Source organism: Paraburkholderia sp. EB58 (genome assembly GCF_050436665.1).
In the GTDB taxonomy this organism is placed as follows: Bacteria; Pseudomonadota; Gammaproteobacteria; order Burkholderiales; family Burkholderiaceae; genus Paraburkholderia.
On the sequence record NZ_JBNDMQ010000048.1, the window covers coordinates 23,984 to 37,315 of the forward strand.

13 protein-coding genes and 1 tRNA gene are annotated in these 13,332 nt (G+C 61.8%); 6 read left to right on the top strand and 8 right to left on the bottom strand.

Translation table 11 applies throughout. The features are described 5' to 3' along the window. The first annotated feature begins 35 nt into the window (after window positions 1-35). A complete protein-coding gene (locus P3T40_RS39805) occupies window positions 36-1,037 on the top strand; it encodes a LysR family transcriptional regulator (RefSeq protein ID WP_429273169.1) in 1,002 nt (333 codons plus the stop codon). A gap of 474 nt (window positions 1,038-1,511) precedes the next feature. On the opposite strand, the gene P3T40_RS39810 is transcribed toward P3T40_RS39805, so the two are convergent. The 8 genes from P3T40_RS39810 to P3T40_RS39845 all read right to left on the bottom strand — a co-directional run bounded on the left by P3T40_RS39810 (window position 1,512) and on the right by P3T40_RS39845 (window position 7,984). Then, window positions 1,512-1,931 carry an ExbD/TolR family protein gene (locus tag P3T40_RS39810; RefSeq protein ID WP_429273170.1) on the bottom strand — a complete coding sequence of 140 codons (420 nt, stop codon included), beginning with the start codon at window positions 1,929-1,931 and terminating at the stop codon, window positions 1,512-1,514. A 16-nt stretch (window positions 1,932-1,947) separates the two neighbouring features. Then, window positions 1,948-2,679, bottom strand: a complete 732-nt coding sequence (locus P3T40_RS39815; protein ID WP_429273171.1) for a MotA/TolQ/ExbB proton channel family protein — start codon at window positions 2,677-2,679, stop codon at window positions 1,948-1,950. Between the two features lie 69 nt (window positions 2,680-2,748). Next, window positions 2,749-3,486 (bottom strand): energy transducer TonB, encoded by a 738-nt coding sequence (locus P3T40_RS39820; RefSeq protein WP_429273172.1) that lies wholly within the window; start codon window positions 3,484-3,486, stop codon window positions 2,749-2,751. 238 nt (window positions 3,487-3,724) lie between these two features. Next, complete coding sequence (locus P3T40_RS39825) at window positions 3,725-3,964, bottom strand: (2Fe-2S)-binding protein (RefSeq protein ID WP_429273173.1); 240 nt, start codon at window positions 3,962-3,964, stop codon at window positions 3,725-3,727. A 195-nt stretch (window positions 3,965-4,159) separates the two neighbouring features. After that, window positions 4,160-5,059, bottom strand: coding sequence for a glutamate racemase (gene murI, locus P3T40_RS39830; RefSeq protein ID WP_429273174.1), 900 nt, complete (start codon window positions 5,057-5,059; stop codon window positions 4,160-4,162). Between the two features lie 107 nt (window positions 5,060-5,166). Then, on the bottom strand, window positions 5,167-5,646 hold the full coding sequence (gene bfr, locus P3T40_RS39835) for a bacterioferritin (protein ID WP_074297671.1): 480 nt from the start codon (window positions 5,644-5,646) through the stop codon (window positions 5,167-5,169). A 205-nt stretch (window positions 5,647-5,851) separates the two neighbouring features. After that, window positions 5,852-7,375 (bottom strand): fumarate hydratase, encoded by a 1,524-nt coding sequence (locus tag P3T40_RS39840; RefSeq protein ID WP_429273175.1) that lies wholly within the window; start codon window positions 7,373-7,375, stop codon window positions 5,852-5,854. A 54-nt stretch (window positions 7,376-7,429) separates the two neighbouring features. Further along, the gene (locus tag P3T40_RS39845) at window positions 7,430-7,984 is read right to left on the bottom strand and encodes a TIGR00645 family protein (RefSeq protein ID WP_429273176.1); all 555 of its coding nucleotides are present in this window, start codon (window positions 7,982-7,984) and stop codon (window positions 7,430-7,432) included. Here P3T40_RS39845 and P3T40_RS39850 point away from each other — a divergent pair. The 5 genes from P3T40_RS39850 (at window position 7,956) to P3T40_RS39870 (ending at window position 13,322) form a co-directional block, all read left to right on the top strand. Continuing rightward, window positions 7,956-8,180: a hypothetical protein gene (locus P3T40_RS39850; RefSeq protein WP_429273206.1), complete on the top strand. Its 225-nt coding sequence runs from the start codon at window positions 7,956-7,958 to the stop codon at window positions 8,178-8,180. The two genes, P3T40_RS39845 and P3T40_RS39850, sit on opposite strands and share 29 nt — an antisense overlap. Window positions 8,181-8,586: 406 nt before the next feature. Then, window positions 8,587-10,569, top strand: a complete 1,983-nt coding sequence (gene acs / locus P3T40_RS39855; protein WP_429273177.1) for an acetate--CoA ligase — start codon at window positions 8,587-8,589, stop codon at window positions 10,567-10,569. A gap of 136 nt (window positions 10,570-10,705) precedes the next feature. Continuing rightward, window positions 10,706-11,083 (top strand): DUF4212 domain-containing protein, encoded by a 378-nt coding sequence (locus P3T40_RS39860; protein WP_429273178.1) that lies wholly within the window; start codon window positions 10,706-10,708, stop codon window positions 11,081-11,083. A gap of 4 nt (window positions 11,084-11,087) precedes the next feature. After that, a complete protein-coding gene (locus P3T40_RS39865; protein WP_429273179.1) occupies window positions 11,088-13,106 on the top strand; it encodes a sodium:solute symporter family protein in 2,019 nt (672 codons plus the stop codon). A gap of 125 nt (window positions 13,107-13,231) precedes the next feature. Then, window positions 13,232-13,322, top strand: a tRNA-Ser gene (locus tag P3T40_RS39870). The last annotated feature ends 10 nt before the right edge of the window (window positions 13,323-13,332 follow it).

Consider the following 13,332-nt stretch of genomic DNA (forward strand, 5'->3'; position numbering starts at 1 on the left):
CACGCAATGGATTGTTCTATTCATGGAACGATGAGATGAAGATCGACTCGCATAATCTGAACGACCTGATGTACTTTTCTCAGGTTGTCGAGCACGGTGGTTTTTCGGCTGCCGAACGGGTGCTGGGCATCTCGAAGTCGCGCCTGTCGCGCCGTTTGACCGAACTGGAGGCGTCGCTCGGCGTGCGCCTGTTACAGCGCTCCACGCGCAAGCTCGCGCTGACCGAGGCGGGTCAACTGTTCTATCAGCATTGTCAGGCAATGCTGTCGGAAGCGCAGGCCGCGGTGAACGTGGTGCAGCAATTGCGCTCGTCGCCGCGCGGTACGGTGCGTGTGAGCGTGCCGGTCACCATCTCGCAGACGTTGCTGTCGCAGATCCTGCCGGAATTCATGCACCGCTATCCGGAAGTGCGCGTGGTGATGCGTGTGACGAACCGTGTTGTCGATCTGTTCGAAGATTCGATCGATGTCGCGCTGCGGGTGCGCTCGGAGCCGCCAGAAAACGCCAATATCGTCGTGCGGCCGTTGTGGCGCACGCAGCAGATGCTAGTGGGCGCACCGAGCCTGTTGCAGCAAAACGCACCGCCGCTACTTCCATCGGACCTGAGCCGCTTCGAAACACTCGATACGCCCACTACCGACGGCCGCCATGTCTTTCAGCTGATCGCTCCGGACGGTACGCGTCACGCGCTCGAACACGAGCCGCGTCTGGTGAGCGCCGATCTTATGACGATTCGCGAGGCGGTGCTGGCGGGCGTCGGCATCGCCGCTTTGCCCGAGATGATGTACGGGGCCGCGCTGCGCGCCGGACAATTGTCGCCGGTGATGCCGGGTTGGACCTTGCCTACGCCGCAACTCTATGCAGTGTTCGTTTCGCGGCAGGGCATGGTGCCCGCGGTGCGCGCGTTCGTCGACTATCTGGTTGAAATGCTCGATCCGGATACGGGTAAACACATCATGGGCGAATGTCCGACGGCAGCTGAAAAGGGCAACGGCTCGCAGCCGGTGCTGGCTCAAGCAGTGGACCAGGCGGCGTAAACGGCTGTATGCGCGACCGTATACGCCATTGTGCGGACCATTGCAAAGGCCGCACTGGCGCGGTGATGCATGGGCAGTGAGTCGTCACTCAACCAGGCATCCAGCCGCGTAATACAGGCAGCGTGATATCGTTTTGGCATTTAAGCGCCGTCTGCGATGAGTACTTTCAATGGGCGTTTGCTTGAATGCGTGAGCTAGCGGGCTTATAGTGAAATCCCTCCGCTAAGGAGTCTCTTATGCGGAAACTCATGGCCGCTATCTATAGCGAGCCTGATAGGGCTGATCGCGCTGTCCGTGTCGACCACGGCTGTCGCATGTGGAGTCACTCGCTACTCATCCGATGGCAAGTGATCTCGCCGCCCGAAGGCGCCGAGTGCGCACCAAAAAAGGCCTTCATCCGACGATGAAGGCCTTTTACTTTGTTGCTTAAGAGCCCTTGAAACAAGGGCTTTTCACGTTTGAGCGGATGCCGTGCTAGCGGCTCACCGGCTGCGTGACGAAGCCGATTTTCGTGAGGCCGCCGGCCTGCGCCGCGGACATCACCTCAGCCACCTTTTCATACGCAACCTTGCGGTCCGCGTTCAGATGCAATTCCGGTTGCGGCTCCGCTTGCGCGGCTTGCGCAATCTTCGCGCGCAAGTCGTCGTTGCTGACTGGCTTCTCGTCCCACAGCACAGTGCCGTCGGCTTCAATCGAAACGTTGACCTGCACTGGCTTCGTTTCTTCTTTCTGGCTGCTCGCGTGCGGCAGATCGATTTTCACCGCGTGACGGATCACCGGAATCGTCACCATGAAGACGATCAGGAGAACCAACATCACGTCGACGAGCGGCGTCATGTTGATTTCGTTCATCAAGCCATCGTCATCGTCGCTGGCGAAGGGGCTCATTCCCATCGGAGGACCTCCCTGATCAGTGGGTGCGCGTGGCAAGGCGCAGGCCGTCGCCGCGCTTGGACGACGACAGGCGGGCGCCCGTCACGAAGAACGCGTGCAGGCCGTGGGCGAAGCGGTTCAGCTTGGTGACGATCGCCTTGTTTGCACGGGTCAGCGCGTTATAGCCGAGCACGGCGGGAATCGCGACGAACAGACCGAATGCGGTCATGATCAGCGCTTCGCCGACCGGGCCAGCCACCTGGTCGATCGAACTCTGGCCGCTCGCACCGATCGCCAACAGCGCGTGATAGATGCCCCACACCGTGCCGAACAGACCGACGAACGGCGCCGTGCTGCCGATCGAGGCGAGGATCGCGAGGCCGCTCTGCATGCTGGCGATGCTGTCGTCCATGGTGTCTTTCAGGCAACGGGTGATCCAGTCGGACACATCCATGCGGTCGTGCAGATGCGGTTGCGTCTGATGATGGTGATCGGCGGCTTCCTGGCCCGACAGCGCGAGCGCGAGAAACGGGTTGCCCTGGAGCGACGAGGTGCCGGCGCCGAGTTTCTGCACGCCATCGGAGAGGTCGTCCGAATGCCAGAACGACTGTTCGGCGTTTTTCGTCAGGCGCTTGAGACGCATCACGTTCCAGCCCTTGATGACGATCACGCTCCACGACAGCACCGACATGATCAACAGCGCGAGCGCGATGCCGCGCGTCACGAAATCCCCTTGCGCCCAGACGTGGGCCAAACCGTAGTTCTGCATTGCTATTCCTTTTTTAAAGTCTTTTTGCTTGAGCCGCCCGGATACACGAGCGGCCCGCGTATTCAGTGCTCAGTCGCTCAGGCCGAACTGGTAGGGCTGCGTGTAGGCCGCCCGGATCGGCACGCCGTTCTCGAGATAGGGCTTACAGGCGCTTGCCCTGACGGCGGCCAGCGCGGCGTCGTCGAGCCGGTCGTATCCACTGCTCTTTTTCAGCTCGATGTTCTCGAGGTTGCCGGTCAGACCTACGACGAATCTGACGTAGGCCGTACCGGTTTCTCCACGGCGTCGTGATAGGGCCGGATAGTCGGGCTTCGCGATGTTGCAGTCGAGGTGCGAGACGTTCTTGGGCGCGCTGATTTCCATCGTCGGACGGCCGATTGTGGGCGCGGCTGCGGCTGCCGGCGCCGCAGGGGCAGCGGGCGCCGGCAGCGCGGATTCCGCCGCGGGGGCGGGCGCCGTGGGCGACGGGCTAGCGGCCACAGGCAACGGCATCGGCGTGGGCTTGGGCGTCGGGCGCGGCTGCACCTTGGGCTTGACGTGCGGGACCGGTGGCGTGGGCTTCGGTGGCGGCGGAGCAATCGACTGCAGGGCGGCCGGTGCTGCGACGGGCGCGGGGCTCAACAACTCGGCAGTCATGGTGCGCGATTCGAGTGGACGGCCTGCGGGCTCGTTGCGTACGGTCAAGATCACCGCGAGTAGCGCGATATGGATCGCAACGACCGCGGCGGTTGCCTTGACGGTGTGGGAATTCATACAGCTGGAGGGCGCCAGCGCGAGGCCGGCCGGGACGGAATGCGAGGCGCGCATGTTAGCGCGACCGCGCGCCGTCGATACCGGGTCTACGACAAAGCAACGTCATTTTCGGAATATCAGCAGCGAAATGCACAGTGTGGTCACGAAACCAATCAGCAATTCCATCTCAAACTCCTGTTAAGGGGTGAGCGGTAGCTGGCTGGTAACGTGTACTGGCTTGCTGACGGCAGTGGACTAAAGCGTGAGACCAGGGCGGACTCAGCAGGGCACGGCGAGCGCCGTGCCGGCAGGATCAGGCGGCCTTGCGCTCATAAAACGTAAGCGGCACCGGTTGCGCGTCGTGATGCTCGACCCCGCAACGGCTCGCGCAGACGCCGCTTTGCGCCATCACATCGCGCACCGACTCTTCGCATTTGCCGCAGCACATGGCGACGCCCAACTCGAACTGAAGCTCGTCGAACGAATCGACGCCTTCCGCGATAGAGGCACGGATCTTCCGGTCGGATACAGATTTGCACACGCAGACAATCATGGTAGGGCGCAATAGCTAACGTTAATGCGAATTATTATCATTTTGTTTGGTGCATTTGGCAAGCGTCCTGCGGGAATTTTTGTAACAAAACCAGACTGTTAGGAGGGATACCCCGCATTCCGGATGGGGCCGGATCGCGCGCGTTTTCTGCGGGCGGGACCCTGGACGGGACCTTGACCCCGGCGGCGCGCTGCTCTACGCCGCCTGCGAATCCGGCGCCACGGTGCGCCGCGACGGGATCACCACTCGCTCCACGGGGGCGTCTATATGCAACAGCGTGGCAGCAAGCTGCTGCAGATGCGCACCGTCGCTGGTCGAGCAAAATCGGGGCAGATCGACCGGGCGGCTGGGTTCGCTGCGCAGGCCATGCTGGTCGAGCACGCGCTCGACTTGGCGGGCGATGGCCACGCTCGTGTCGATCAGCGTCATGCGGTCGCCGACGATATCGCGGATCGCCGCATCGAGAAACGGGTAGTGCGTGCAGCCGAGCACGAGGGTATCGGCGCCGGCATCGAGCATGGGCTGCAGATAGCTGTTGAGCAGCGCGCGCAGTTCGGCCGAGCCGACGTCGCAGCGTTCGATAGCCTGCACGAGGCCATGGCCAGGCTGACAGAGGAAGCGGCAGTCGGCGGCGTAGCGTTCGAGCAGGCCCTGAAAGCGGGCGCTGCGCAGCGTCACCTGGGTGGCGAGCACGCCGGCCACGCGGGTTTTCGACTGCACCGCAGCAGGTTTGATACCGGGCTCGACGCCGATGAGCGGAATGGTCAGCCGCTCGCGTACCAGCGCGATGGATTGGGCCGTTGCCGTGTTGCAGGCCACCACCAGCACCTTGGCGCCCTGCTTGACGAGCCATTGGCCGATCGCGAGCGTGCGATCGGCGATGAAGTCGTCGTCGCGCTCACCGTATGGGGCGTACAGCGAGTCGGCTACATAGATCATCGATTCGTCAGGCACTTGTGCGCGCAAGGCGCGCAGCACCGACAAGCCGCCCAGTCCCGAATCGAACACGCCCACTGGCGCGTGTCCCGTCTGAATCTCAAGGACAGTGCGCGAGACGGGCGCGGTAAGACCTGCGTCTGACGAAGCGTTAGGCATGGGTGCAGTCACGGAAGCGGGCAAGGGCACAGGCAGGGGCACAAGCAAGGACAAAACAAAACGATAGAGCCCGCGCAACGCGTAAAGCGACGCGCGGGCTGCACGGCTTAGGACTCGATCGAACCCATGCCGCTCTGCTGGTAGTTCTGGATGCCGACCTTGTCGATCAGATCCAGTTGCGTTTCAAGCCAGTCGATATGTTCTTCCGTGTCGTCGAGAATCTTCACGAAGATCTCGCGCGAAATGAAATCGCGTACTGATTCGCAATACACGATGGCTTCCTTGCAGGTGCTCTGCGAAATCTGTTCGAGTTTCAGATCGCATTCGAGGATTTCTTTGGTTTCCTCGCCGATCAGCAGCTTGTGCAGGTCTTGCAGGTTCGGCAGACCGTCGAGCATGAAAATGCGTTCGATCAGCCAGTCGGCGTGCTTCATCTCGCCGATCGATTCGTCGTACTCATGCTTGCCGAGTTTTTCGAGGCCCCAGTGTTTGTACATCCGGGCGTGCAGAAAGTACTGGTTGATCGCAGTCAGTTCGTTCTTCAACTGCGAGTTCAGATATTCGATGACCTTCTTGTCGCCTTGCATGATTTTTTCCTTGTGGGGCTCTGAAATACGATTTTCAACAACAATAAACGCCTGACCCAAAAAAGCCAAGGATCGAAGCATTTTTTGACACATGCGGGCGGCCAGGCATTGCCGCGCGTCGCTGGATCAATGAAAAAGCCGGGACCCCGAGTCCCGGCTTCGTGTCAGCAGGCAGCGGGCCTAAGACCAGCCTTTAGGCTGGGTTTTAAACCGTTGCGACCGGAATCTTGCCGATCTTCGCTTGCCATTCTTTCGGGCCGGTCTGATGGACCGATGTACCGTTCGAATCGACTGCCACCGTCACCGGCATGTCCTGCACGTCGAATTCGTAGATGGCTTCCATACCGAGGTCTTCGAATGCCAGCACCTTGGCGCTGCGGATCGCCTTCGACACGAGGTACGCAGCACCGCCCACGGCCATCAGATAAGCCGCCTTGTGCTTCTTGATGGCTTCGATGGCAACCGGGCCGCGCTCGGCTTTACCGATCATCGAAATGAGACCTGTTTGCGACAGCATCGTCTCGGTGAACTTGTCCATGCGCGTGGCGGTGGTCGGGCCTGCCGGACCCACTGCTTCATCGCGCACCGGATCGACCGGGCCGACGTAATAGATCACGCGATTGGTGAAGTCCACCGGCAGCTTTTCGCCCTTGGCGAGCATGTCGGCGATGCGCTTGTGCGCAGCGTCGCGGCCCGTCAACATCTTGCCCGACAGCAGCAGCGTCTGACCCGGCTTCCAGCCGGCAACTTCTTCCGGCGTCAGCGTGTTCAGATCGACGCGCTTGCTCTTTTCCGTGTCCGGTTCCCACTGCACCTTCGGCCATGCGTCGAGCGACGGTGCTTCGAGCTTGGCGACGCCCGAGCCATCCAGCGTGAAGTGCGCGTGACGCGTAGCCGCGCAGTTCGGGATGATGGCGATCGGCTTCGAAGCAGCATGCGTCGGTGCGGCCATGATCTTGACGTCGAGCACAGTGGCGAGACCGCCGAGCCCTTGCGCGCCGATACCGAGTGCGTTGACCTTCTCGTGCAATTCGATACGCAGCTCTTCGATCCAGTCCTTCGGACCGCGAGCAATGATGTCCTGGATGTCGATCGGATCCATCAGCGATTCTTTCGCCATTACCATCGCTTTTTCCGCGGTGCCGCCAATGCCGATGCCGAGCATGCCCGGCGGGCACCAGCCGGCGCCCATGGTCGGCACGGTCTTCAGGATCCAGTCGACGATCGAGTCCGACGGATTCAGCATCGCAAACTTGGATTTGTTTTCCGAGCCGCCGCCCTTGGCTGCGACCTGAACGTCGACCTTGTCGCCCGGCACGATCTCGTAGTGAATCACGGCCGGCGTGTTGTCCTTCGTGTTCTTGCGCGCACCTTCGGGCGGGCTCACGATCGACGCGCGCAACACGTTATCCGGGTTCAGATAACCGCGGCGCACGCCTTCGTTGATCATGTCGGTGACGCCCATCGTCGCACCGTCCCAGCGCACGTCCATGCCCACCTTCACGAACACCGTGACGATGCCGGTGTCCTGGCAGATCGGGCGCTTGCCTTCGGCACACATGCGGCTGTTGGTGAGGATCTGCGCGATCGCATCTTTCGCGGCCGGGCTCTGTTCGAGCTCATAGGCGCGGCCGAGGGCCTGGATGTAATCGAGCGGGTGGTAGTAGCTGATGTACTGAAGCGAATCAGCAATGCTCTGAATCAGATCTTCCTGTTTGATGACGGTCATGGGTAGCTCAGTGGGGACATGGCGCTTGTTGTACCGATCGCAAAGGCTGTGCGTTCAGTCTTGCACCTTCAGGGGAGTGGAAACAGGTTGCTCGCGCGCCGGCTCGTGAAAATGAGCCGGGTGCGTATGTGTGGTCAGACGGTCGACGAGGGCCATCACGACCGCGGACAGCAGGAACGCCAGGTGAATGATCACCTGCCACATGATGGTGTGCGTCGTATTCTGGTCGGGGCTGATGAAGGTCTTCAGCAGATGGATCGACGAAATGCTGATGAGCGCCATGGAGAGCTTCACCTTCAGCACGCCGGCGTTCACGTGATCGAGCCACTCGGGCTCGTCCGGATGACCCTCGATGCCGAGGCGCGACACGAAGGTTTCATACCCGCCGATGATTACCATGATCAGCAGGTTCGAGATCATCACCACGTCGATCAGGCCGAGCACGACCAGCATGACGTTGGTTTCGTCGAGCGTCATCGAGGCCGTGACCAGATGCCAGACTTCCTTGACGAACAGGACCACGTAGACGCCTTGCGCGACGATCAGCCCGAGGTAAAGCGGCAACTGCAGCCACCGGCTCATGAAGATGAGGGACGGGATGGGGCGCATCGGGCGGCGCGTGTTACCGGCGGAGTCGGGGCGCGAAGCGGACATGGGCAAGAGTCAGGGCGTCAGGGCGATGGTAGCGGGCGGCGGGCAATGGCCGGGCACGCCGGGAAAGCTCGCAGCAGGCGCGCTATTGTACAGCGACACCCGGGTTTGCCTCGTGGAGATGGGCAAATACGCGGGCGGCGCTGGAATCTAGCCGACCAGTTCAGTTAGCATTGTAAAAGGGCAGGTACGCGGTGAGCGCGACGCCAAGGTCTGGCGTTTGCTTCCCTGCTTCTCAGGACTAGCGCGCCGCGTCCGGCGGCGCGGCCGCCCCGGCCCACGCCAACGCCGAAGCGCGTAGCATCCCGCTCTATGAGCGCTCGCGTAAGTGGCCGGTAAGTTGCGACGTTTATCGTCACAGACGAACGGGCCAATCGTGAACCGCGGGTATGTTGCAGTGCCGCATGCGGGTTTGCCGTTTGGCTGCGCAGGGTGTGAAGGCCCTGCGCGAGGGTTGGAGACAGGCGTCGCGCGGGTTGCACTGCGGCGTCACCATGATATGGCGCGTCACCGGCGCGCCAGCACAGGATTTACGTTTCATCTTCACCAAGGGGTAGTCGATGTCTGCGATTGAATCGGTTCTTCAGGAACGCCGCGTTTTCCCTCCTTCTGCCGAAGCAGTGGCGGGCGCCACGGTCTCCGGCATGGACGCGTACCGGGCGCTCGTCGCCGAAGCGGAGCGCGATTACGAAGGTTTCTGGGGGCGTCTTGCGAAAGAGACGCTGAGCTGGAAAAAACCCTTCACCAAGGTCCTCGACGAGTCGAAGGCGCCGTTCTATACGTGGTTCGAGGACGGCGAACTGAACGCGTCGTATAACAGCCTCGACCGTCACGTCCAAGCCGGCCACGGCCAGCGTACCGCGATCGTCTTCGAAGCTGACGACGGTACTGTCACCAACGTCACCTATCAGGATCTGCTGCAACGGGTGAGCCGCTTCGCCAATGCGCTCAAAAAGCGCGGTGTGAGGAAGGGCGACCGGGTAGTGATCTATATGCCGATGTCGATCGAAGGCATCGTTGCCATGCAGGCCTGCGCGCGAATCGGCGCGACCCATTCGGTGGTGTTCGGTGGCTTCTCGTCGAAGTCGCTGAATGAGCGCCTCGTGGATGTTGGCGCAGTCGCGCTCGTCACCTCCGACGAACAGATGCGCGGCGGCAAGGCGTTGCCGCTGAAGAACATCGCCGACGAAGCATTGGCAATGGGCGGCTGCGAAGCCGTCAAAAGCGTGATCGTCTACAAGCGCACGGGCGGCAAGGTCGCATGGAACGAAGGCCGCGACCTGTGGATGCACGAGATCACGCAGGGCGAATCCGATCAGTGCGCACCGGAATGGGTGAGCGCCGAGCATCCACTCTTCATCCTTTACACGTCAGGTTCGACCGGCAAGCCGAAGGGTGTGCAGCACAGCACCGGCGGCTATCTGCTGTGGGCCGCGCAGACCCTGAAGTGGACCTTCGACTGGAAGCCCACGGATGTGTTCTGGTGTACCGCCGACATCGGCTGGATCACCGGCCATAGCTACATCACGTATGGCCCGCTGGCGCTCGGCGGCACCCAGGTGGTATTCGAAGGCGTGCCGACCTATCCGAACGCGGGCCGCTTCTGGGACATGATCGCGAAGCACAAGGTCTCGCTGTTCTATACGGCGCCTACGGCGATCCGATCACTGATCAAGGCCGCGGAAGCCGACGCGAAGATCCATCCGAAGAGCTATGACCTGTCGTCGTTGCGCGTGATCGGCACGGTCGGCGAGCCGATCAATCCGGAAGCATGGATGTGGTACCACGAGAACGTCGGCGGCGGCCGTTGCCCGATCGTCGATACGTGGTGGCAGACCGAGACGGGCGGCCACATGATCACGCCGTTGCCGGGCGCGACGCCGCTGGTGCCGGGTTCGTGCACGCTGCCGCTGCCGGGCATCATGGCCGCGGTGGTGGACGAGACGGGCCAGGACGTGCCGAACGGGCAGGGCGGGATTCTGGTCGTCAAGCGCCCGTGGCCGTCAATGCTGCGCAACGTGTGGGGCGATCCGGACCGCTACAAGAAGAGCTATTTCCCGGAAGAACTCGGCGGCACGCTCTACCTTGCCGGCGACGGCGCGGTGCGCGACAAGGAAACCGGCTACTTCACGATCATGGGTCGTATCGACGACGTGCTCAACGTGTCGGGTCACCGGCTCGGTACGATGGAGATCGAATCGGCGCTGGTGTCCAATCCGATCGTCGCCGAAGCGGCCGTGGTGGGTCGCCCTGACGACACGACCGGTGAAGCCGTCTGTGCCTTTGTGGTGCTGAAGCGCTCGCGTCCGGAAGGCGAGGAAGCGGTGAAGATCGCCAATGAACTGCGTGCGTGGGTCGGCAAGGAAATCGGGCCGATCGCCAAGCCGAAGGACATCCGCTTCGGCGACAACCTGCCGAAGACGCGCTCAGGCAAGATCATGCGCCGCCTGCTGCGCTCGCTGGCCAAGGGCGAGGAGATTACGCAGGACGTGTCGACGCTGGAGAACCCGGCGATTCTCGATCAGCTTGGCGAGTCGCTCTGAGGTCAGGCGTTACGCCTCCGGGATAAGCTTCGGCCCACCTCCCGGAGTCGGCCAATACAGCTAAAAGCAGTCGGTTAAAAGCCACCGCGCGGACAATCCCGATTGCCTGCCCGGTGGCTTTTTGATACACAGGCGCATGGTCGCGCCACATACCCCCTCTCAACCCGCGCTGAATCCGCCACCCGAACCACCGCCGGTCTCAGATGCGATGGCGCGCGCGCATCGGCGCTACTGGCGTTTCAACGTGCTTTCGATTGCCGTGTTGATGACGCTTGGCTTCCTGGTTTCGTTCGTCGTGCCGCTCGCTGCGCCCACGTTGACGCAGGTGCGATTCGCCGGCTTCAGCTTGCCGTTCTATCTCGGCGCGCAAGGGGCGATCCTTATCTATGTCGGCTTGATTGTCATCTACATCGTGCTGATGCAGCGGGCTGACCGCACGCTGCAACGCGCCTTCGTTGCGGATGCGGATACGGATGCGGCCGTGGCCGGTCCGACTGCCACGCGCGGAAACTGAGCCGATGACGCTCACGCATCGGCTCATCCGCTCATACGCGCTCTACACGCTTGGTTTTCTGGCCTTCATCTACGTGATGTGGCGCATCGAGGAAGTGACCGGGCCGGGCGTGTGGATCGGCTACGTGTTCCTGTTTGTGCCGATCGCCGTATATGCGGTCATTGGTCTGCTGTCACGGACCTCCGATCTGGTGGAGTACTACGTAGCGGGACGGCGCGTGCCATCCGCCTTCAATGGCATGGCGACCGCGGCCGACTGGCTGTCGGCGGCGTCCTTCATCGGTTTGGCAGGTTCGATCTACGCGACGGGCTATGACGGCCTCGCGTATATGATGGGCTGGACGGGCGGCTATTGCCTCACCGCGTTCCTTCTCGCGCCGTATGTGCGCAAGCTCGCGCGCTACACGATTCCCGATTTTCTCGGCACGCGTTTCTCGAGCAACGCGGTACGCGGACTCGCCGCGCTGTCTGCGATCCTTTGTTCATTCGTTTATCTGGTCGCGCAGATCCAGGGCGTGGGACTGATTGCGACGCGCTTTATCGGCGTCGATTTTGCCGTGGGTATCTTCTGCGGACTGGCGGGCATTCTGGTGTGCTCGTTTCTGGGCGGCATGCGTGCTGTGACGTGGACCCAGGTGGCGCAATACATCATCCTCATTTTTGCGATCCTGATTCCGGTGTCGATGATCGCGCACAAGGACGGCCTCGGCTGGGTGCCGCAATTTAGCTATGGACGCCTGATGGCACGCGTGGAAACACTCGAGCACCAGGTGCGCGATGCGCCGCTCGATCAAAGCGTGCGTGACGACTACCGGGTGCAGGCTGCGAAATTGCAGACGCAGATCGACAGGTTGCCGCAGTCGTTCATTGACGAGAAGCAGGGGCTGACGGAGAAGGTGGCGGATTTGCGCCGGCATAACGGCCCGCTGCGCGACATCATCACCAGTGAGCGCGCGCTGGAGGTTTTTCCGCACGATGCAGCTGCCGCGAAGATTGTGTGGACGCAACAGCGCGAGGCGTTGCTGATGCGCGCCTCGGCGCCGGTGCCGATGTCCGAGCCGTTTCCCGCGCTCAGCGGTGAAGACCGGCAGACCCACGAGCGCAATTTCTTGTCGCTGCTGCTGTGTTTGTCGCTGGGGACGGCGAGCTTGCCGCATATTTTGACGCGCTATAACACGACGACTTCGGTGGCGTCCGCGCGGCGCTCGGTCGGTTGGACGCTGTTCTTTGTCGCGCTGTTCTATCTGACGGTGCCGGTGTTGGCCGTGCTGATGAAGTACGAGATTCTGACGAACCTCGTGGGGCACCCGTTTGCCGATCTGCCGCAATGGCTGACTCAGTGGCTCAGGATCGAGCCGAACCTGATCAGCGTCGCGGATACGAACCACGATGGCATCGTGCAGTGGAGCGAGATTCAGATGCAGCCGGATATGGTGGTGCTGGCGGCGCCGGAGATTGCGGGGTTGCCCTATGTGATGTCGGGGCTGATTGCGGCGGGGGCGCTTGCGGCTGCGCTTTCGACGGCTGACGGCTTGTTGCTGACCATCGCGAATGCGTTGTCGCACGACGTCTACTATCACATGGTCGATCCGGCCGCATCGAGCCAGCGGCGCGTGACGATCTCGAAGATCTTGCTGCTTGGAGTGGCGCTGTTTGCTTCGTATGTGGCGTCGCTGAATACGGGGAATATTCTTTTTCTGGTGGGGGCGGCGTTTTCGCTGGCGGCGTCCAGTTTGTTTCCGGTGCTGGTGCTAGGGGTGTTCTGGAAGCGTACGACGCGGCGCGGAGCGGTGGCCGGAATGGTGGCGGGGCTTGTGGTGTGCATCTATTACATGGTCTCGACGTATCCGTACTTTACGCAGATGACCGGGTTCGTTGGGTCGACTTGGTTTGGGATCGAGCCGATCAGCTCGGGCGTGTTTGGCGTGCCGGCGGGGTTTCTGGTGGCGATCCTGGTGAGTCTGGTGGATCGGAAGCCGGATGCTTATACGCGGGCGTTGGTGGACTATATTCGGCATCCGTGAGGGTGGGGGATGTGCTCTGGGCGGGCGGTTCGGGGGTGTTTGGGCGGCGCCTTGCGGGTGTTTTGCCGGTGTTTTCGGGCAGGGGTGGCGCGCGCCCCAGAGTTTGCTATAATTCGGCTCCCGCCGGAGAGATGGATGAGCGGTTTAAGTCGCACGCCTGGAAAGCGTGTATAGGTTAATAACCTATCCGGGGTTCGAATCCCCGTCTCTCCGCCAGAACATCAAG